At 66.6% G+C, this 19217-nt stretch carries 16 protein-coding genes; 15 read left to right on the top strand and 1 reads right to left on the bottom strand.

Annotation, left to right across the window (positions count from 1 at the left end; all coding sequences use genetic code 11):
* Nucleotides 1-118 precede the first annotated feature (118 nt).
* The 15 genes from DNX69_RS08675 (at nt 119) to lpxB (ending at nt 17716) form a co-directional block, all read left to right on the top strand.
* Nucleotides 119-2566 (top strand): caspase family protein, encoded by a 2448-nt coding sequence (locus DNX69_RS08675; protein WP_110785612.1) that lies wholly within the window; start codon nt 119-121, stop codon nt 2564-2566.
* A 246-nt stretch (nt 2567-2812) separates the two neighbouring features.
* Nucleotides 2813-3808: a 30S ribosomal protein S2 gene (locus DNX69_RS08670; RefSeq protein ID WP_110785611.1), complete on the top strand. Its 996-nt coding sequence runs from the start codon at nt 2813-2815 to the stop codon at nt 3806-3808.
* Nucleotides 3809-3932: 124 nt separating this feature from the next.
* Entirely contained in the window at nt 3933-4859 is a 927-nt protein-coding gene (tsf, locus tag DNX69_RS08665; RefSeq protein ID WP_110785610.1) for a translation elongation factor Ts, read from the top strand.
* Between the two features lie 73 nt (nt 4860-4932).
* On the top strand, nt 4933-5649 hold the full coding sequence (gene pyrH / locus DNX69_RS08660) for a UMP kinase (protein ID WP_110785609.1): 717 nt from the start codon (nt 4933-4935) through the stop codon (nt 5647-5649).
* 56 nt (nt 5650-5705) lie between these two features.
* Complete coding sequence (gene frr / locus DNX69_RS08655; RefSeq protein WP_110785608.1) at nt 5706-6266, top strand: ribosome recycling factor; 561 nt, start codon at nt 5706-5708, stop codon at nt 6264-6266.
* A 209-nt stretch (nt 6267-6475) separates the two neighbouring features.
* Complete coding sequence (locus DNX69_RS08650; protein ID WP_110785607.1) at nt 6476-7234, top strand: isoprenyl transferase; 759 nt, start codon at nt 6476-6478, stop codon at nt 7232-7234.
* 5 nt (nt 7235-7239) lie between these two features.
* Nucleotides 7240-8088: a phosphatidate cytidylyltransferase gene (locus tag DNX69_RS08645; protein WP_110785606.1), complete on the top strand. Its 849-nt coding sequence runs from the start codon at nt 7240-7242 to the stop codon at nt 8086-8088.
* 4 nt (nt 8089-8092) lie between these two features.
* Nucleotides 8093-9316, top strand: a complete 1224-nt coding sequence (gene dxr, locus DNX69_RS08640) for a 1-deoxy-D-xylulose-5-phosphate reductoisomerase (protein WP_110785605.1) — start codon at nt 8093-8095, stop codon at nt 9314-9316.
* A 44-nt stretch (nt 9317-9360) separates the two neighbouring features.
* Nucleotides 9361-10512 (top strand): RIP metalloprotease RseP, encoded by a 1152-nt coding sequence (gene rseP / locus DNX69_RS08635; protein WP_110785604.1) that lies wholly within the window; start codon nt 9361-9363, stop codon nt 10510-10512.
* 173 nt (nt 10513-10685) lie between these two features.
* On the top strand, nt 10686-13211 hold the full coding sequence (gene bamA, locus DNX69_RS08630) for an outer membrane protein assembly factor BamA (RefSeq protein ID WP_110785603.1): 2526 nt from the start codon (nt 10686-10688) through the stop codon (nt 13209-13211).
* A gap of 29 nt (nt 13212-13240) precedes the next feature.
* The gene (gene lpxD / locus DNX69_RS08625; RefSeq protein ID WP_110785602.1) at nt 13241-14323 is read left to right on the top strand and encodes a UDP-3-O-(3-hydroxymyristoyl)glucosamine N-acyltransferase; all 1083 of its coding nucleotides are present in this window, start codon (nt 13241-13243) and stop codon (nt 14321-14323) included.
* Nucleotides 14323-14778, top strand: coding sequence for a 3-hydroxyacyl-ACP dehydratase FabZ (fabZ, locus tag DNX69_RS08620; RefSeq protein ID WP_110785601.1), 456 nt, complete (start codon nt 14323-14325; stop codon nt 14776-14778). The genes lpxD and fabZ overlap by 1 nt, the downstream gene beginning before the upstream one ends.
* Before the next feature lie 8 nt (nt 14779-14786).
* The gene (gene lpxA, locus DNX69_RS08615) at nt 14787-15629 is read left to right on the top strand and encodes an acyl-ACP--UDP-N-acetylglucosamine O-acyltransferase (RefSeq protein ID WP_110785600.1); all 843 of its coding nucleotides are present in this window, start codon (nt 14787-14789) and stop codon (nt 15627-15629) included.
* A gap of 15 nt (nt 15630-15644) precedes the next feature.
* On the top strand, nt 15645-16502 hold the full coding sequence (locus tag DNX69_RS08610) for an LpxI family protein (protein ID WP_110785599.1): 858 nt from the start codon (nt 15645-15647) through the stop codon (nt 16500-16502).
* Complete coding sequence (gene lpxB, locus DNX69_RS08605; protein ID WP_110785598.1) at nt 16499-17716, top strand: lipid-A-disaccharide synthase; 1218 nt, start codon at nt 16499-16501, stop codon at nt 17714-17716. The genes DNX69_RS08610 and lpxB overlap by 4 nt, the downstream gene beginning before the upstream one ends.
* A gap of 83 nt (nt 17717-17799) precedes the next feature.
* On the opposite strand, the gene gltA is transcribed toward lpxB, so the two are convergent.
* Nucleotides 17800-19104 (bottom strand): citrate synthase, encoded by a 1305-nt coding sequence (gene gltA / locus DNX69_RS08600; RefSeq protein ID WP_110785597.1) that lies wholly within the window; start codon nt 19102-19104, stop codon nt 17800-17802.
* Nucleotides 19105-19217 lie beyond the last annotated feature (113 nt).

The raw sequence follows: 19217 nt of genomic DNA, 5'->3' as shown, positions 1-19217 counted from the left end.
CGGCCCAGCCTTAATCAGGGCGTGATCTATTCAATCGCCGTTCAGATTGCGGCGCGCTGAAATGCATGCGGCGGCGCTCGGTCGGTCCCGGCGGCGCCCATGCAGCGGGTCCCCGGCCATGCGTTTCAGCTTCGTCCTGTCTCTCGCCTCCGTCGTTGTCGCTGTCATCCTCGTCGTCCCGATCGACCATGCCCGCGCGCAAGCGCAGGAAAAGCGCATCGCGCTGGTGATCGGCAACGGCGCCTATGCCAAAGCGCCGCTGTCCACTGCCGCCAATGACGGCGGCCTGATCGCTCAGACGCTGCAGGCCGCCGGCTTCGATGTCACCGGTGCGCGTGATCTCGACGGCGACACGCTGCGCGGCACCTTCCGCGACTTTCTGAAGAAGGCCGAGGAGTCCGGCCCCGACACCGTCGCGGCGATCTATCTCGCCGGTTACGGCGTGCAATACGCCGGCGAGAACTACTTCATCCCGGTCGACACGCAGCTGTCGCGCGACACCGAGATTCCGACCGAAGGCCTGCGTATCAGCGACTATCTGCGCCAGCTCGCGGCGCTGCCGCTGAAGACTAGCGTCGTCGTGCTCGATCTGGCGCGCGAGCAGCCGTTCGTGCCGGGCGGATCGGTCGCCTCGGGACTGGCCATGGTCGAGCCCAACCCGAAGATGCTGATCGCCTTCAATGCCGCGCCCGGCACGGTGGCGCCGGAGGAGCGCGGAGCCTATGGGGTCTACGCCCAGGCGCTGGCCGAGATGATCCGCACCGGCGGGCTGACGCTGCCGCAATTGTTCGACCGGGTCCGGCTGCGCGTCAACGAGAATACCAAGGGCGCGCAATTGCCGTGGGATACGCGGACGGTCGATTCCAATTTCATGTTCTTCGATCGCGCGCCCGACGCGCCGCCGATGGCCGCGGTCGACCAGACGCTGCGCTCCAAGCCGATCCGCGATTTCGGCGCCCAAGAGGCCTATGCAGCGGCGCTCGATCGCGACACGCTGCAGGCCTATGAGGATTTCCTCGCCGCCTACCCGAACGATCCTCTGGCCAAGCGGGTGAGGGCGATCGTCGCCGCGCGGCGCGAGGCGATCACTTGGCGCCGCACCTACCGGGTCGATACGCCCGACGCGTATTGGTCGTATCTGCGGCGCTATCCGCGCGGGCCGCACGCCGCAGATGCACGGCGCCGCCTCGATTTCCTCGCCGCCGCGCTGGAGCCGCCGCCGAGCTTCACCATGATCGACTACGACGTGCCGCCGCCGCCGCCCGACGAAATCGTCTATGTCGACCGGCCGGTGCTGATGTTCAGCGATCCGGAGTTCGACTTCGCGCCGCCACCGCCGCCGCCAGTGTACCTGCTGCCGCCACCGCCGCCGGATTTCGTGGTGCTGCCACCGCCGCCGCCGCCGATCGGTCTGTTCTATCTGCCGCGGCCGCTGTTCGTGCCGATCCCGGCCTATGTTCGCCCGCCGGTGTATGTGCGACCGCCGCCGAACAACATCATCTTCGCCAACATCCACAACACCACGGTGATCAATCAGGTGATCAACCAGCCGCCGCCGGTGGCGGCCAATCCGGCTGCGCCGCTGGTGAGCCCGCCGCTAGGGCCTACCGTCGCTGCGCCCGGCACGCCCGCACCGGCCGTAGCCGCGGCCGCCGTCGCCTCCGGTGCGGTGATCGGCGCGGCGCTGCCGGCCGCGGCGCTGCATCGGGCCGCGCTGATCCAGCAGGGCAAAGCGGCGGTGCCGCCGAGCGCGTCGATCGCCACTAGGCCGCCAGGCGGCTTTGCGCCGCGCCCCGGCGTGCAACTCCAGGGCCCGCGACTGGCCCAGCCCGCGGCGACGCTCGCGCCGGCGCAGGCCACGACCGCGCCGCGTCCCATGCCTGGAGCCGCTCCGGGTTCGCCGCCGGCGCGGGCCAATGGGCCTGCCGTGGCGCCGCGTCCGGAGCAGGGGCGTCCCGGACCCGGCGCGCCCGCCGGTGCCGCGCCGGCGGTGCAGGCGCTGCCGGTGCCTGGAACCAAAGGATTACCGCCGGCGCCGGGACCGGCGACCGCCCGGCCTGGCGCCGGACCCGGCCCGGCCATGGGCAATGCCAGGCTCGCGCCGGCGGCGGTTTCGCCGCGGCCGGATCGACAGGCCGGCAAGCCGGCGCCTGGCCCGGCGGTGCGGCCGGAGACGGTGCGGCCACCGGCCGCCGCAGCGCTGCGACCGACGCCGCCGGCGTTGCGCCCGGTCTCGCGTCCGGTCAGGCCGCCGGGTCCGCCGGCTACCGCGAGGGTGGAGCGGCGTCCGCCGCCGCCCCAAGCGCCTCGGATTCAGCGGCCGGCACCGCCAACGGTTGCCCGCCCGGTGCCGCCGCCGATGCATGTGGCGCCCCGGGTGGTCGCTCCGCCGCCGCCGTCCCGCGTCGTGCCGCGGATGGCCCCGCCGCCGGCTCCACCGCGGATGGCGCCGCCGCCACCCCGTGTCGCGCCGCCGCGTCCTCCGGCACCGCCGCGGGCCGCTCCGCCGCCGCGGCCTCCTCAGGGGCCTGCCAAACGCTGCCCGCCGGGAGTGAAGCAGTGCTGAACCGGGCGCCGGCGGACTGAACCGCCGGCTGGCCCGCGGCCAGGGCGGCCGGGACGGGGGGCTCCGTTCGGCCAATCCCGGCCGGAACGCCTTGCGTTATTGGGGAATCCCGCTATAACGCGCGCCATCTCACACGGAAACATGGCTCACAAGGCCGTCCGGTGGCGCCGGGCTGCGAGGGGATTCGTCCCCATCTCAGGCACGGTTGCCCACACGTTTCCGGAGGAACCAACCGGAGAACTACCTATGTCGCTTCCTGAATTCTCGATGCGTCAGCTGCTCGAAGCTGGCGTGCATTTCGGTCACCAGTCGCATCGCTGGAATCCGAAGATGGCGGACTACATTTTCGGCGTCCGCAACAACATCCACATCGTCGACCTGACCCAGACCGTGCCGCTGCTGCATCGCGCCCTGCAGGCGATCAGCGACACCGTCGCCAAGGGCGGCCGCGTGCTGTTCGTCGGCACCAAGCGCCAGGCGCAGGACGCCGTGGCCGATGCCGCCAAGCGCTCGGCGCAGTATTTCGTCAACTCGCGTTGGCTCGGCGGCACGCTGACCAACTGGAAGACGATCTCGGGCTCGATCCGCCGGCTGCGTCACCTCGAGGACGTGCTGAGCTCGGCCGACGCCAATGCCTACACCAAGAAAGAGCGCCTCGAGCTGCAGCGCGAGCGCGACAAGCTCAACCGCTCGCTCGGCGGCATCAAGGACATGGGCGGTCTTCCGGATCTGATCTTCGTGATCGATACCAACAAGGAAGACATCGCGATCCAGGAAGCCCAGCGTCTCGGCATCCCGGTCGCCGCGATCGTCGATACCAACTGCGATCCGAAGGGCATCACCTATCTGGTGCCGGGCAACGACGACGCCGGCCGCGCCATCGCGCTGTACTGCGATCTGGTCGCTCGTGCGGTGATCGACGGCATCTCGCGCGCGCAGGGCGATGTCGGCATCGACATCGGTGCGGCGTCGCAGCCGCTGCGTGAAGACCTGCCGGCGGCGCAGGCGGCGGCCTTCCAGGGCCTGCCGGGTCCGCGCGGTACCCCGGACGACCTCAAGAAGCTGCAGGGCGTGTCCGGCGCGATCGAGAAGAAGTTCAACGACCTCGGCATCTTCCACTATTGGCAGCTCGCCGAGCTCGACCAGGCCACTGCGCATCAGATCGGCGAAGAGCTCGGTCTGCCGAGCCGGGCCGATGCCTGGGTGGCGCAGGCCAAGTCGCTGACCGCCGAGGCGGAATAACTCCGGGCGATGCGGCCGGCATCCGGCCGCATCGTTCCGTCGTCAAAATCTGAGATGTGTTCCTGATTGCGAACCGCGGGCTTCGGCTGCGCGGTCGCACTCACAGGCAGAGGGCTTATTAGCGATGGCAACGATTACTGCAGCAATGGTCAAGGAGCTGCGCGAGACCACCGGCGTCGGCATGATGGATTGCAAGCAGGCGCTTGCCGAGACCGACGGCAACATCGAAGCCGCGATCGACTGGCTGCGCAAGAAGGGCCTGTCGAAGGCCGCCAAGAAGGCCGGCCGCGTCGCCGCCGAAGGTCTGATCGGTGCGCTCACCGACGGCACCAAGGGCGTTGTCATCGAGGTCAACTCCGAGACCGACTTCGTCGCGCGCAACGAGCAGTTCCAGGGCCTGGTCAAGATGATCGCCCAGGTCGCGCTCAAGGTCGGCGCCGACATCGACGCGATCAACGCCGCGCCGGTCGGTTCGACCACGGTCGCGGGCGCGATCGCCGACGCGATCGCCACCATCGGCGAGAACATGACGCTGCGCCGCGCTGCCGCGCTTGAAGTGTCGCAGGGCGTGGTCGCCAGCTACATCCACAATGCGGTGATCGACGGCGCCGGCAAGATGGGCGTGATCGTCGCGCTCGAATCCGCCGGCAAGGCCGACGAACTCGCCGTGCTCGGCCGCCAGCTCGCCATGCACGTCGCCGCCGCCAACCCGCAGGCGCTCGACCCGTCCAGCCTCGATCCGGCCGTGGTGCAGCGCGAGCGCGAGGTGATGGCCGACAAGTATCGTCAGCAGGGCAAGCCGGAGAACATGATCGAGAAGATCGTCGAGAACGGCCTGAAGACCTACTACAAGGAAGTCTGCCTGCTGGAGCAGGCCTACATCCACGACGAGAAGGGCAAGTCGGTCGCGCAGGCGGTCAAGGAAGCCGAAGGCAAGGTCGGCGCGCCGATCAAGATCACCGGCTTCGTCCGCTACGCCCTCGGCGAGGGTATCGAGAAGCAGACCTCCGACTTCGCCGCCGAAGTCGCGGCCGCTTCGGGCCAGAAGTAAGCGTTTCGCGCTCTGCGACTTCCGGCCCTCGGGCCGGGAGTTGTCATATCAACAAGGGGGCAACGACCGCGTCATGGCTGAGCCGATCTATCGTCGTGTGCTGGTCAAGCTGTCGGGCGAGTATTTCGCCGGTCCCCAGGATTACGGTATCGATCAGGCCACCATCGATCGCGTCGCCGGCGAGCTGATCGCCGCCCGCGCCCTCGGCGTCGAAGTCGCCGTGGTGATCGGCGGCGGCAACATTTTTCGCGGCGTCGAAGTCTCCGCCCGCGGCGTGTCGCGCACCACCGGCGATACCATGGGCATGCTGGCCACCGTGATGAACTGCCTGGCGCTTACCGAAGCGCTGCAGCGACAGGGCCAAAAAGCGCGCACGCTGGCTGCGCTGATGATGCCGGAAGTCTGCGAGCTCTACACCCGCGCGGCCGCCGAGCAGACGCTCGCCGAAGGCGGCATCGTGCTGCTCGCCGGCGGCACCGGCAATCCGTATTTCACCACTGATACTGCCGCCGTGCTGCGTGCTGCCGAAATCGGCGCCGGCGCGGTGCTGAAGGCCACCAATGTCGACGGCGTCTACACCGCCGATCCGAAGCTCGATCCGAATGCGAAGCGGTTCGAGAAACTGACTCATTCGGAAGCGCTCGCCGGCGGCTACAAGGTGATGGACGCTACGGCCTTCGCGCTTGCCCGTGAAACCTCGCTGCCTATCATCGTGTTCTCGATCGCCGAGCCCGGTTCGATCGGCGCGGTGCTGAGCGGCGCGGGACGGGGCACTGTCGTAGCAGGCTGACGACGGCCGCGCGGCGCGCGGCGAACATGATTAGCGATTGAGAAAGAGAGGCGGCAATGTCCGACAAGTTCGACATCAACGAATTGAAGCGGCGGATGCAGGGTGCCGCGCAGTCCCTGAAGCACGAGCTCGGCGGTCTGCGCACGGGGCGCGCGTCGGCCTCGATGCTGGAGCCGGTTCAGGTCGACGCCTATGGCAGCCACATGCCGCTCAACCAGGTCGCCACCGTCTCGGTGCCGGAACCGCGGCTGATTTCGGTGCAGGTCTGGGACAAGTCGATGGTCAAGGCGGTGGAGAAGGGAATCGTCGATTCCAATCTCGGCCTGTCGCCCGCGACTGAAGGTCAGGTGATCCGGCTGCGGATCCCCGAACTGAACGAAGAGCGCCGCAAGGATCTGGTCAAGGTCGCGCATAAATACGCCGAGGCCGCCCGTGTCGCGGTCCGCCACGTCCGCCGCGATGGTCTCGACACCATCAAGAAGCTGGAGAAGGCGCACGAGATCTCCGAGGACGATCAGAAGCGGCTCGATCAGGAAGTCCAGAAGGCGACGGATGCGTCGATTGCCGAGATCGATCAGTTGCTCGCGAACAAGGAAAAGGAAATCCTGACGGTCTAATCTGCCGTTTTGGAGCGAGGGATGCGGCGCCATTGCCGCGTCCCCGCGGTCGGGTGCGGGATTGTACGGGGAGCCGGAATGCGGCGCCCGCCACGGGCGGCGAGAGAGTTCAGGCCTTGTCGACGCGCCGACTATAACTTACGGATCTCGAATACTTTCTGGCAGCGAGCCGGGGATCTTCTGGCGGGATGACGCTTCGGGAATGAGCAATGTCGAAAGCTGCCGCGCCGCTGCCTGATCCGTCCGAGCCGCCGAGTGCTCCGGCGCACGTCGCCATCATTATGGACGGGAACGGGCGTTGGGCGGCGGCCAGAGGGCTGCCGCGCGCCGAAGGCCATCGCCGCGGCGTCGAGGCGCTGCGCCGTGTCGTCCGGGCGTCCAGCGAGCTCGGGATCCGCTATCTGACCATTTTCTCGTTCAGCTCGGAGAACTGGGCGCGGCCGGCGACCGAGATCGGCGACCTGTTCGGGCTGCTGCGCCGCTTCATCCGCAACGATCTGGCCTCGCTGCACCGCGACGGGGTCCGCATCCGGGTGATCGGCGAGCGCAACCGGCTCGACCGCGACCTGTGCGCGATGCTGGACGAGGCGCAGGAACTGACCCGGGGCAACACCAAGCTCAATCTGGTGGTGGCGTTCAACTACGGTTCCCGCCAGGAGATCGCCAACGCCGCGCAGCGGCTGGCGCGCGAGGTCGCAGAGGGCAAGCGCGACCCGGCCACGATCGATATCGAAACGCTGGGCCGCTATCTCGACGCTCCCGACATCCCCGATCCCGACCTGATCATCCGCACCAGCGGAGAACAACGATTGTCGAATTTCCTGATGTGGCAGGCCGCGTACAGTGAATTGGTGTTCGTGCCCATCCACTGGCCGGACTTCGACAAGGCCGCGCTGGAAGGCGCGATTGCCGAATATGCCCGGCGTGAGCGCCGGTTCGGCGGATTGGCCGCCAAAACAGGATCGTGACACGCGTGAGCCAGGACAACGCGCCGCCGGCGCCGGCGGCCGAGCAGGGGTCCCGGAATCTGATCCAGCGAATCGCCGCCGCGCTCGTGCTGGCTCCCGGCGCGATCGCGATTGCTTGGCTCGGCGGTTGGCCCTGGGCCGTGCTGGCCACGCTGGTGGCGATCGGTCTGTTCGTCGAATGGCTCGGGATCGTCGGCGCGGCGCGCGACTTCCGCGTGCTGGTGCTCGGCTGTTTGTGCCTGATCGTCTGCGGACTGGGATTGGCGTTCGACAAGCCGGTGCCGGCGCTGGTTGCGGCGGTGCTCGGCGTCGGCGGACTGGCGCTGCTCGGCGACCAGCCTCGGCGCTGGACCGCGACCGGGCTCGGCTATGCCGCCGCCGCGCTGATCGCTTCGATTCTGGCCCGGCTCGACCCGGACCACGGGTTCGCGGCGCTGGTACTGATACTGCTGGTCGTCTGGGGCGCCGATATCGGCGGCTATTTCGCCGGCCGCACTATCGGCGGTCCCAAGCTGTGGCCGCGCGTCAGCCCAAAAAAGACCTGGGCGGGGGCGATCGGCGGGCTCTCGTTGAGCCTCTTGGTCGGGCTCGGCTTCGGGCTCGCTGGATTCGGGAAAGTCGCGCCGCTTCTGATCCTTGCGGCGGTTCTTTCAACCGCTTCCCAGCTTGGGGATCTGCTCGAATCGGCGGTCAAGCGCCAGTTCGGCGTCAAGGATTCGAGCCACATCATTCCCGGCCATGGCGGGCTGATGGACCGGCTCGATGGCTATGTCGCGGCGGTTGTGGTGGCGGTATTGATTGGACTGATGCGGGCGCCACTGGATGGTATTGGCCGCGGATTGATGGTGTGGTGACGCAATGAACCCTGTTCCTTTGAAGAATGCCGATCCCGCCCATAGCGGCGTCCGCACCGTCAGTGTGCTCGGCGCCACCGGGTCGATCGGCGACAGCACGCTGGACCTGATCCGCGCCGAACCGGAGCGCTACCGGGTCGAAGCACTCACCGGCAACGCTAACGTGGCCGGCCTCGCCAAGCTGGCCAAGGAGTTCAACGCGCGCTTCGTCGCCGTCGCCGACCCGGCGCGGCTCGGCGAGCTACGGGCTGCGCTCGCCGGAACCGCCGTCGAATGCGGGGCCGGCGAGAGCGCGGTGATCGAGGCCGGCGCCCGGCCGGCCGACTGGGTGATGGCGGCGATCTCCGGCGCTGCCGGTCTGAAGCCGGCGCTGGCCGCGGTTGATCGCGGCACCACCGTCGCGCTCGCCAACAAGGAGTGCCTGGTGTGCGCCGGCGACTTCTTCATCACTCGGGCCGCAGCCGCCGGGGCCCAGATCCTGCCGGCCGATTCGGAGCACAACGCGTTGTTTCAGGCGCTGGCCTCCGGCAACCGCCACGAACTGACCCGTGTCATCATCACCGCCTCGGGCGGGCCGTTCCGCACCTGGGCCGCAGCCGACATCGAGCAGGCGACCCTGGCGCAGGCGCTCAAGCATCCGAATTGGAGCATGGGCCAGAAGATCACGATCGATTCGGCCTCGATGATGAACAAGGGGCTCGAGGTGATCGAGGCCTCGTATCTGTTCGCGCTGACGCCGGACGAGATCGACGTGCTGGTGCATCCGCAGTCGATCGTGCACGGCCTGGTCGAGTTCGCCGACCGGTCCGTGGTGGCGCAGCTCGGCGCCCCCGACATGCGGATCCCAATCGCGCATTGTCTCGGTTGGCCGGATCGAATTACCGGCCGCGCTGCCAAGCTCGACCTCGCCAAGATTGGTCAATTGACCTTCGAAGCGCCTGATTTCACGCGTTTTCCCGGTCTGCGACTGGCGTATGACGCGCTTCGCACCGGTAACGGCGCAACGACCGTGTATAACGCCGCCAACGAGGTCGCGGTCGCCGCCTTTATGGCGCAGAAGATCAGGTTCGGGGCGATCTCCCGGCTGGTCGAGGATACGCTCAATAGCTGGGTTCGCGCCGGCAATCTGGCGCCGCTCGGTTCCGCCGATGACGCCATCGCTCTTGACCATCAGGCGCGAAACCTCGCTGCCACCCTGTTGCCTCAAATTGCCGCAAAGGCATCATAGAGGAACAGGGAACAGGGCCGTCGGTTCTGCTCGAAAGGAATGGGATGGCCGATCTTTTTCTCCATAGCTTCAATACGTTGAGCCACGGTTTCGTCGGCTACGTCATTCCGTTTCTGTTCGTCCTGACGATCGTGGTGTTCTTCCACGAACTCGGCCATTTTCTGGTCGCGCGCTGGAACGGCGTGAAGGTGCTGACCTTCTCGGTCGGTTTCGGTCCGGAGATCGTCGGCTTCAACGACCGCCACGGCACCCGCTGGAAGCTCTCGGCTGTGCCGCTCGGCGGCTACGTCAAGTTTTTCGGCGACGACAGCGAGGCCAGCACGCCCTCTGGTGAGGCACTGGCGCAAATGTCGGCAGCGGACCGCGCCGTCAGCTTCCATCACAAGCCGGTCGGCCCGCGGGCCGCGGTCGTGGTGGCTGGACCGGTGGCGAACTTCATTCTCGCGATCGTGCTGTTCACCTTCCTGTTCGCCGTGTTCGGGGCGCCGAACACGTCTGCGCGGGTCGACGGCGTGCAGCCGGGCAGTGCGGCCGAATCGGCCGGGTTCAAGCCGGGCGACGTGGTGACCGCGATCGACGGCAGCGCGATCGCCAATTTCCTCGAGATGCAGCGGATCGTCAGCGCAGACGCCGGCAAACAGCTCAAATTTACCGTCAAGCGCGGCGATTCGACCGTCGAGCTGCAGGCGACGCCCGAGCTCAAGGAGATCAAGGACCGGTTTGGCAACGTCCAGCGGCTCGGCATCCTGGGAATCAGCCGCTCGACTGCCGCCGGCGAGGTGACGACCCAGCGGGTCAATCCGGCGGTCGCGTTCTGGATGGGAATCAAGGAGACCTGGTTCGTGGTCGACCGGACATTCTCGTACATCGGCGGTATTTTTACCGGGCGCGAGGCGGCGGATCAGCTTGGGGGCCCGCTGCGGATCGCGCAGGTGTCCGGGCAGGTGGCGACGATCGGTTTCACCCCGCTGCTGCATCTGGCGGCGGTGCTGTCGATCTCGATCGGCCTGTTGAACCTGTTTCCGGTGCCGCTGCTCGATGGCGGGCATCTGCTGTTCTATGGAATCGAAGCCGTCCGCGGCCGGCCGCTCTCGGAGCGGGCGCAGGAGGTCGGGTTCCGAATCGGTCTGGCGCTGGTGCTGATGCTGATGATGTTCGCGACCTACAACGACATTCTGCATCTGGCGTCGTCATGATGTATTCGATCCGTCAAACGTGGCGGATAGGCAACGTGTTGGAATGAAATTGAAATCGCATCGCGAAAGGACGTTTGCCGGCGGGGCAAAATTGTCTACAAGCGAGGCAACATGGGGATTCTGTCGGTGCGGGGGCCTTGTGCCGGCATCGGAATGACAAGGGCGCGTAGCGCATGAAAGTTGGAATGCGAGTGTTGCGGGGGGTAATCGGTGCCGCCCTGGTGTTTTTCGCCGTACCGGCCGCCACGACGGCGCTCGGCGTGGCGATGGCGTCTCCTGCCGCCGCCCAGTCCGCTTCCTCGATCGGGGTCGAGGGCAATCGGCGGGTCGAGGCTGAGACCATTCGCTCCTATTTCAAGCCAGGTCCCGGTGGGCGGCTCGACCAGGGATCGATTGACGACGGCCTCAAGGCGCTGATCGAGACCGGCCTGTTCCAGGACGTGCGCATCAATCACGTCGGCGGCCGGCTGGTGGTCAGCGTGGTCGAGAACCCGGTGATCGGTCGGCTCGCTTTTGAGGGCAACAAGAAGATCAAGGACGAGCAGCTGTCGGCTGAAATCCAGTCGAAGCCGCGTGGCACGCTGTCCCGCCCGATGGTGCAGGGCGATGCGCTGCGGATCGCCGAGATCTATCGCCGCTCCGGCCGTTACGACGTTCGCGTCGACCCGCAGATCATCGAGCAGCCCAACAACCGCGTCGATCTGGTGTTCGTGATCAACGAAGGTCCGAAGACCGGCGTGAAGTCGATCGAGTTCGTCGGCAACAAGACCTATTCGGCCTATCGCCTCAAGGACGTGATCAAGACCCGCGAATCCAACCTGCTGAGCTTCCTCGGCAATGGTGACGTGTACGATCCGGACCGGGTCGAGGCCGATCGCGACCTGATCCGCCGCTTCTATCTGAAGCACGGCTTCGCGGATGTGCAGGTCGTCGCCGCGCTCACCGAATACGATCCGGAGCGCAAGGGCTTCATGGTCACCTTCAAGATCGAAGAAGGCCAGCAGTACCGCGTCGGCTCGGTGACGTTCGAATCGACCATTCCGACTCTCGATGCGAACTCGCTGCGCAGCTTCTCACGCGTCGGCGTCGGCTCTCTGTACAACGCCGAGGCGCTGGAGAAGTCGGTCGAAGAGATGCAGATCGAGCTGTCGCGGCGTGGCTATGCGTTCGCGACCGTGCGTCCGCGCGGCGATCGTAATTTCGACCAGCACACCGTTTCGATCGTGTTCTCGATCGAAGAGGGGCCGCGGGTCTACATCGAGCGCATCAACATCGTCGGCAATACCCGGACCCGCGACTACGTGATCCGGCGTGAGTTCGACATCTCCGAAGGCGACGCCTACAACCGTGCGCTGGTCGACCGCGCCGAGCGCCGCCTGAAGAACCTCGACTTCTTCAAGTCGGTGAAGATCTCCACCGAGCCGGGTTCGTCGAGCGACCGCGTCATCCTGGTGGTCAACCTCGAAGAGAAATCGACCGGCGACTTCTCGGTGTCGGGCGGCTATTCGACCAGCGACGGCGCGCTCGGCGAAGTCTCGGTGTCGGAGCGCAACTTCCTCGGCCGCGGCATCTTCGCCAAGGCGTCGGTGCAGTACGGTCAGTACGCGCGCGGCTACTCGCTGTCGTTCGTCGAGCCCTATCTGCTCGACTATCGGGTCGCGCTCGGCCTCGACCTGTATCAGCGTGAGCAGCTCGCCAACCGCTACATCTCGTACTCGACCAAGACGCTCGGCTTCAGCCCGCGCCTCGGCTTCGCGCTACGGGAAGACCTGTCGTTGCAGCTGCGCTACTCGCTGTATCGGCAGGAGATCACGCTGCCGTCGTACCTGAACAACTGTAACAACATCCCGGGTGCGGGCTTCTTCCCGACGCCGCAGTACATCGCTGCCAACAATCTGCAGGGCACCTACGGCGTGCTGGGTTGCTACGGCGACGGCGAAGCCTCTCTGCCGGTCCGCATCGGTCTGGCTGGCGGCGCCTACTGGACCTCGTCGATCGGCTACACGCTGACCTACAACACCCTCGACAACATCAAGAACCCGACCGACGGTCTGCTCGTCGACCTGCGCCAGGACTTCGCTGGCGTCGGCGGCGACGTGAAGTTCATCAAGACCGCGTTCGATGCCAAGTACTACACCCCGCTGGTGTCGGATCTGGTCGGCTTGATCCACCTGCAGGCCGGCAATCTGAGCACCTACGGCGATAACCAGCTGCGGATGCTCGACCACTTCCAGATGGGTTCGAACCTGGTTCGCGGCTTCGCTCCGAACGGTATCGGTCCGCGCGACATCGGCCAGTATGCCCTCTACGGCTACGGCGGCGACGCACTGGGCGGCACCAATTACTGGGGTGCGTCGGTCGAATTGCAGATGCCGTTCTGGTTCCTGCCCAAGGAAGTCGGGCTGAAGGGCGCCGTCTACGCCGACGCCGGCTCGCTGTTCGACTACAAGGGGCCGACGTCGTGGTCGCTGACGGGCGAAGTCAACACGCCCGGCTGCACCCCGGCGAGCCAGACCACGATCGGCACCTGTTCCGGTTTGAACTACGACGATACCAACCTGGTCCGCACCTCGGTCGGTGTCGGCCTGATCTGGGCGTCGCCGTTCGGTCCGCTGCGCTTCGATTACGCGATCCCGATCACCAAGGGTAAGTACGACCGCGTGCAGGAGTTCAAGTTCGGCGGCGGGACCTCGTTCTAAGTCCCGCACCCCGGACCACGACCGAAGGAATGGCATCCACCTCGTTTTTCCCGCCGCGTCCTTCGTCGACTCTGGCCGAGATCGCCAGCCTGACGAAAGCAACGCTGGTTGATGCTTCGCGCGCGGAGCATCGCATCACCGGACTGGCCTCGCTCGACGAGGCCGGGCCCATGCACCTGAGCTTCTTCGAGAACCTCCGGTACTCCGACGAACTCGCGGGCACGCGGGCCGGCGCCTGTCTGGTCAGCGAGCGGTTCGAGGGCAGGGTGCCGCCGCACGTCGCCGTGCTGCGCGCCCGGCGGCCGTTCCACGCCTTCGTGGCCTATGCCCGGTATCTTTATGCCGATGCGCTGCGGCCGCAGACCGGCGTTGCAGCGCCGGGTATCGCGCCGACGGCGGTGATCCACGAGACCGCCAGACTCGAGGACGAAGTCACGGTCGAACCGCTGGCAGTGATCGGCCCGGACGTCGAGATCGGCTCCGGCACGGTGATCGGCGCAGGCGCCGTCATCGCCGCTGGCGTCAAGATCGGCCGGGATTGCGACATCGGTGCCGGCAGCCACCTGCAGCACGCGCTGATCGGCAACAACGTGCTGATGCATCCCGGCTGCCATATCGGCCAGGACGGCTTCGGCTTCATCTTCGCCGGCCAGCACACCAAGGTGCCGCAGACCGGCCGGGTGATCATTCAAAACGACGTCGAGCTCGGCGCCGGGACCACGATCGATCGCGGATCACTCCGCGATACGGTGATCGGCGAGGGCACCAAGATCGACAATCAGGTTCAGATCGGCCACAACGTAACAATTGGTCGACATTGCGTGATCGCCGCCAAATGCGGTCTTGCCGGCAGCCTGACGCTGGGCGACAACGTCGCGCTCGGCGCCATGGTCGGCATCAACAACCATGTGGTGATCGGCGACGGCGCCCAGGTGGCGGCGATGTCCGGGGTCAAGGACAGTATCCCCGCCGGTGAGCGCTGGGGCGGAATGTTCGCGCGGCCGACCCGAACATGGTTCCGGGAGATGCTGGCGGTACGGCGGCTCGCCGAGAGTGGCGGAGCCGAGACCGGGGCACGACCCGACGAAGACAGGGATGAAGGACGGGCGTGATGGAATCGCCAATTCGCTTTGAGAAAGTCGACATCAACACCATCCTCCAGACTCTGCCGCACCGCTTTCCGTTTCTGCTGATCGATCGCGTCATCAATATTCGCGAGGACTACAGCGGCATTGGCATCAAGAACGTCACCGTCAACGAGCCGGCGTTCCAGGGGCACTTCCCGGAGCGGCCGGTGTATCCGGGCGTGCTGATGATCGAAGGCATGGCGCAGACCGCTGGCGTGATCGGCATCATGTCGGTGACCGGGACCGAGAAGCCGCGCGCGGTGTATTTCCTGACCATCGACAAGTGCAAGTTCCGCAAGCCAGTGATTCCAGGAGATACCGTCGAGTATCACCTGACACGCACCGGCCGTCGTAAGACGATGTGGTGGTTTCACGGCGAGGCCAAGGTCGACGGCCAGATCGTGGCGGAAGCCGATGTCGGCGCGATGCTGGCAGATTGACAGGTTGAATGAGCACAATTGATCCGACTGCGCGCATCGAAGACGGCGCCGTCATTGGCGACGACGTCACCATCGGGCCGTTCTGCACCGTCGGTCCCCACGTCAGCATCGGCAACGGCACCCGGCTGATCGGCCACGTCAACCTCACTGGCCACACCACGATCGGCGAAGGCTGCACCATCCATCCGTTCGCCTCGCTGGGCGGCGCGCCGCAATCGACCGGCTACAAGGGCGAGCCGACCACGCTGATCGTCGGCAACGCCTGCACCATCCGCGAAAACGTGACGATGAACACCGGAACGGTCGGCGGCGGCGGCGTGACCCGCGTCGGCGATCGCGGGTTCTTCATGGCGGCGAGCCATGTCGGCCACGATTGTATCGTCGGCAACGACGTGATCTTCGCCAACGCCGCCACCCTCGGCGGCCATTGCGAGATCGGCGACTTCACCTTCATCGGCGGCATGACAGTGCTGCAGCAGTTCACCCGGGTCGGTCCCCAGGTGATGATCGGCGGCATGAGCGGCCTGCGCACCCACGTCATTCCCTACGCGCTCGCCAACGGCATCTATGCGAAACTGGCCGGGTTGAATATCGTCGGCATGCGCCGGCGGAAGTTCACCAAGGAGCGGCTCGCAATTGTGCGCTCGTTCTTCAACGATCTGTTCCACAGCAGCGGTCCGCTCGCCGAACGGCTCGAACGGGTGCGTCCGCGCACCGCGGAAGATCCGGCGATCGCCGAGATCGTCGCGTTCATCGACGACATCAAGGGCCGCGGCGGCCGCGGTGCGCGCGTCGCGCTGTGCATGGCGCGCGAAGGCGGTGCGGCCGTCAACGACGGCGACGACGCCTGACCGGCCGGCGCGGCCATGACCGATCCCGCGCTGCAGACAGCTAGCCCCGTCGGCATCATCGCCGGCGGCGGCACACTGCCATTCGCAGTGGCCGACCAGCTCGCCGACCGTGGTCTGACGCCGGTGCTGTTCGCGCTGAAGGGAAGCTGCGACCCCGAGCGCGTCACCGCTTACCGCCATCATTGGCTGCGGATGGGAGCGTTGGGGCGGCTGCTGCGGCTGCTGCGCGCCGAGGGCTGCCGCGATCTGGTGTTCATCGGCTCCCTGGTGCGGCCGGCGCTGTCGGACTTGCGGCTCGACTGGGGCGCGCTCAAAGTGCTGCCGGCGGTGCTGGCGGCCTATCGCGGCGGCGACGACCATCTGTTGACCGGCGTCGGCCGGCTGTTCGAGCGCCATGGCTTCCGGCTGCTTGGCCTGAAAGACGTCGCCAGCGATCTGCTGATCCCAGAAGGCTGCCTGACCCGCGCCGCGCCGGATGCGCGTGTCGAGGCTGATATCGCCAAGGGCCGTGCGGTGCTGGCGGCGCTCAGCCCGTTCGATATCGGCCAGGGCTGCGTGGTGATCGACGGCCACGTCGTCGCGGTCGAGGACACCGGCGGTACCGACGAACTGCTGCGGCGGGTGGCGCAACTTCGCGACGGCGGTCGGATCCGTGCCAAGCCCGGCCACGGCGTGCTGGTGAAGGCGCCCAAGACCGGCCAGGATCTGCGCTTCGATCTGCCGGCGCTCGGACCGAAAACCATCGAAGGGCTGGTCGCCGCGCAGCTCGGCGGCGTCGCCGTCGTGGCCGGCTATACCGTCGTCGCGGAGCCCCAGGAGATGGTCGCCGCCGCCGACCGGGCCGGGTTGTTCGTGATCGGGATGCCCGCATGAACACGACCGTGAAGGCCGAGGAGCGCGTGCGGACGGTCTATCTGATCGCGACGGAGGAGTCCGGCGATCGGCTCGGCAGCGCCCTGATGCGCGAACTGCGGTCGCGCCTGGGCGCGACTGTGCGATTTGCCGGAATCGGCGGCCAGAGCATGGCCGGCGAGGGGCTGGTATCGCTGTTTCCGATCGAGGAATTGTCGATCATCGGCTTTGCCGCGGTGCTGCAGCGGCTGCCGATGATCCTGAAGCTGATCCGCCGCGCGGCAGACGACGTGCTCGCCGCCAAGCCCGACATCCTGGTGATCATCGACAGTCCGGACTTCACTCATCGCGTGGCGCGGCGGGTGCGGCGGCGCGATCCGGCGATCCCGATCGTCGACTATGTGTCGCCGACGGTATGGGCGTGGCGGCCGGGCCGGGCGCGGGCGATGCTCGGCTATGTCGATCACGTGCTGGCGCTGCTGCCGTTTGAACCGGCGGAATATCGCCGGCTGCAGGGCCCACGGTGCAGTTATGTCGGTCATCCGCTCACCGAGCAATTCGGCTCGCTGCGGCCGAATGATGAGGCCGAGCAGGCGCGCCGCGCCGCATCGCCGCCGGTTCTATTGGTGCTGCCGGGCAGCCGGCGCAGCGAAGTCCGCCACCACGCTGCCGCGTTCGGCGAGACGCTGGCGCAGCTCCGGCGTGACGGCGTGGCGTTCGAGGCGGTGCTGCCGACCACGCCGCATCTGGAAGCTCTGGTCCGCGCCGCGGTCGCGTCCTGGGAGGTGCAGCCGCGCATCGTCGTCGGCGAACAGGACAAGCGCGCCGCATTCCGGATCGCCCATGCGGCGCTGGCCAAATCCGGCACCGTGACGCTGGAACTGGCGATCGCCGGGGTTCCGATGGTGACCGCCTATCGGGCCGGCAGCCTCGAGGTCTGGATCGCGCGCCGGGTGGTACGGCCGGGCACGGTGATCCTCGCCAATCTGGTGATCGGCGAGGAGGTGGTGCCGGAATTCATCCAGGAAGATTGCGTGACCGCCAAGCTGGCGCCGGCGGTGCGCGACCTGCTCGGTGACACGCCGGCTCGGCGGCGCCAGCTCGCCGGATTCGCCAAGATCGACGGCATCCTGTCGACCGGCGCGCAAACGCCGAGTGCCCGCGCGGCCGACATCGTGCTGGACGTGATGCGGCACAAGGGTGGTGATCACCACAGCGCTTCACCGGCGGATTGAGGGACTGCTCTACCGACGCGATCCCGGAAACGAAAAGGACCGGCGCGAGGCCGGTCCTTCAACGACGTTCGTGCGTGTGGAGATCAGCCGCGCTGGTCGATGTCGACGTAGTCGCGGGTGGTTGCACCGGTGTAGAGCTGGCGCGGGCGACCGATCTTCTGTTGCGGATCCTCGATCATCTCGCTCCACTGGCTGATCCAGCCGACGGTGCGGGCGACCGCGAACAGCACGGTGAACATGTCGGTCGGGAAGCCCATCGCCTTCAGCGTGATGCCCGAATAGAAATCGACGTTCGGGTACAGCTTGCGGTCGATGAAGTACTGATCGCTGAGCGCGATCTTCTCCAGCTCCATCGCCACCTTGAGCAGCGGGTCGCCGTGGTGACCGGTCTCGGCCAGCACTTCGTGGCAGACCTGCTGCATGATCTTGGCGCGCGGATCGTAGTTCTTGTAGACGCGGTGGCCGAAGCCCATCAGCCGCACCGACGAACTCTTGTCCTTCACCTTGGCGATGAAGTCCGGGATGTTCTCGACCGAACCGATCTCCTTCAGCATTTGCAGCGCAGCTTCGTTCGCGCCGCCGTGCGCCGGGCCCCACAGGCAGGCGATACCGGCCGCGATGCAGGCGAACGGATTGGCGCCCGACGAGCCGGCGATGCGCACGGTCGAGGTCGAGGCGTTCTGCTCGTGATCGGCGTGCAGCGTGAAGATCTTGTCGAGCGCGTTCGCCAGCACCGGATTGACGACGTACTCTTCGCACGGAGTCGCGAAGCACATCCGCAGGAAGTTCGCGGCGTAGCTGAGCGTGTTCTTCGGGTAGATGAAGGGCTGGCCGACCGAGTACTTGTAGGCCATCGCCGCCAGCGTCGGAACCTTGGCGATCATCCGGATCGAGGCGACCATCCGCTGCTGCGGATCGTTAATGTCGGTGGAGTCGTGGTAGAACGCAGCGAGCGCGCCGACCGAAGCCACCATCACCGCCATCGGATGCGCGTCACGACGGAAGCCCTGGAAGAACCGGGCCATCTGCTCGTGAACCATGTTGTGGCGGGTGACGCGGTAGTCGAAATCTTCCTTCTCCGCCTTGGTCGGCAGTTCGCCGTACAGCAAGAGATAGCAGGTCTCGAGGAAGTCGCCTTTTTCGGCGAGCTGTTCGATCGGGTACCCGCGGTACTCGAGAATGCCGGCGTCGCCGTCGATGTAAGTAATCTTGGATTGGCAGCTGCCCGTCGAGGTGAATCCCGGATCGTAAGTGAACATCCCGGTCTGGGCGTAGAGCTTGCCGATGTCGATGACGTCGGGGCCGACCGTTCCGGTCAGAACCGGAAGATCGTAGTTCTTGTTTCCAACCGTGAGCGTTGCCGTCTTGTTGTTGGTCGTTGCGTCCATCGTGTGGTCCCCGATGTTCGTTGGCGAAACCAGCCATATGCGCAGTGCTCTTGCGAGCGAGACTGGTTGTCTTGAAGCGCTGGCGGAAATGCGTAGCTCATTGCACTGTGCAC

The organism is Rhodopseudomonas palustris (genome assembly GCF_003226555.1).
GTDB lineage: Bacteria > Pseudomonadota > Alphaproteobacteria > Rhizobiales > Xanthobacteraceae > Rhodopseudomonas > Rhodopseudomonas palustris_I.
This window is presented reverse-complemented; position numbering and strand designations above follow the sequence as displayed.

What these genes read in the sequence shown, in the direction of transcription:
- DNX69_RS08675 (WP_110785612.1), top strand. Translation starts at nt 119, where the DNA reads ATGCGTTTCAGCTTCGTCCTGTCTCTCGCCTCCGTCGTTGTCGCTGTC.
- fabZ (WP_110785601.1), top strand. Translation starts at nt 14,323, where the DNA reads ATGGAATCGCCAATTCGCTTTGAGAAAGTCGACATCAACACCATCCTC.
- DNX69_RS08650 (WP_110785607.1), top strand. Translation starts at nt 6,476, where the DNA reads ATGTCGAAAGCTGCCGCGCCGCTGCCTGATCCGTCCGAGCCGCCGAGT.
- lpxB (WP_110785598.1), top strand. Translation starts at nt 16,499, where the DNA reads ATGAACACGACCGTGAAGGCCGAGGAGCGCGTGCGGACGGTCTATCTG.
- rseP (WP_110785604.1), top strand. Translation starts at nt 9,361, where the DNA reads ATGGCCGATCTTTTTCTCCATAGCTTCAATACGTTGAGCCACGGTTTC.
- lpxA (WP_110785600.1), top strand. Translation starts at nt 14,787, where the DNA reads ATGAGCACAATTGATCCGACTGCGCGCATCGAAGACGGCGCCGTCATT.
- lpxD (WP_110785602.1), top strand. Translation starts at nt 13,241, where the DNA reads ATGGCATCCACCTCGTTTTTCCCGCCGCGTCCTTCGTCGACTCTGGCC.
- frr (WP_110785608.1), top strand. Translation starts at nt 5,706, where the DNA reads ATGTCCGACAAGTTCGACATCAACGAATTGAAGCGGCGGATGCAGGGT.
- gltA (WP_110785597.1), bottom strand. Translation starts at nt 19,104, where the DNA reads ATGGACGCAACGACCAACAACAAGACGGCAACGCTCACGGTTGGAAAC.
- dxr (WP_110785605.1), top strand. Translation starts at nt 8,093, where the DNA reads ATGAACCCTGTTCCTTTGAAGAATGCCGATCCCGCCCATAGCGGCGTC.
- pyrH (WP_110785609.1), top strand. Translation starts at nt 4,933, where the DNA reads ATGGCTGAGCCGATCTATCGTCGTGTGCTGGTCAAGCTGTCGGGCGAG.
- tsf (WP_110785610.1), top strand. Translation starts at nt 3,933, where the DNA reads ATGGCAACGATTACTGCAGCAATGGTCAAGGAGCTGCGCGAGACCACC.
- DNX69_RS08670 (WP_110785611.1), top strand. Translation starts at nt 2,813, where the DNA reads ATGTCGCTTCCTGAATTCTCGATGCGTCAGCTGCTCGAAGCTGGCGTG.
- bamA (WP_110785603.1), top strand. Translation starts at nt 10,686, where the DNA reads ATGAAAGTTGGAATGCGAGTGTTGCGGGGGGTAATCGGTGCCGCCCTG.
- DNX69_RS08610 (WP_110785599.1), top strand. Translation starts at nt 15,645, where the DNA reads ATGACCGATCCCGCGCTGCAGACAGCTAGCCCCGTCGGCATCATCGCC.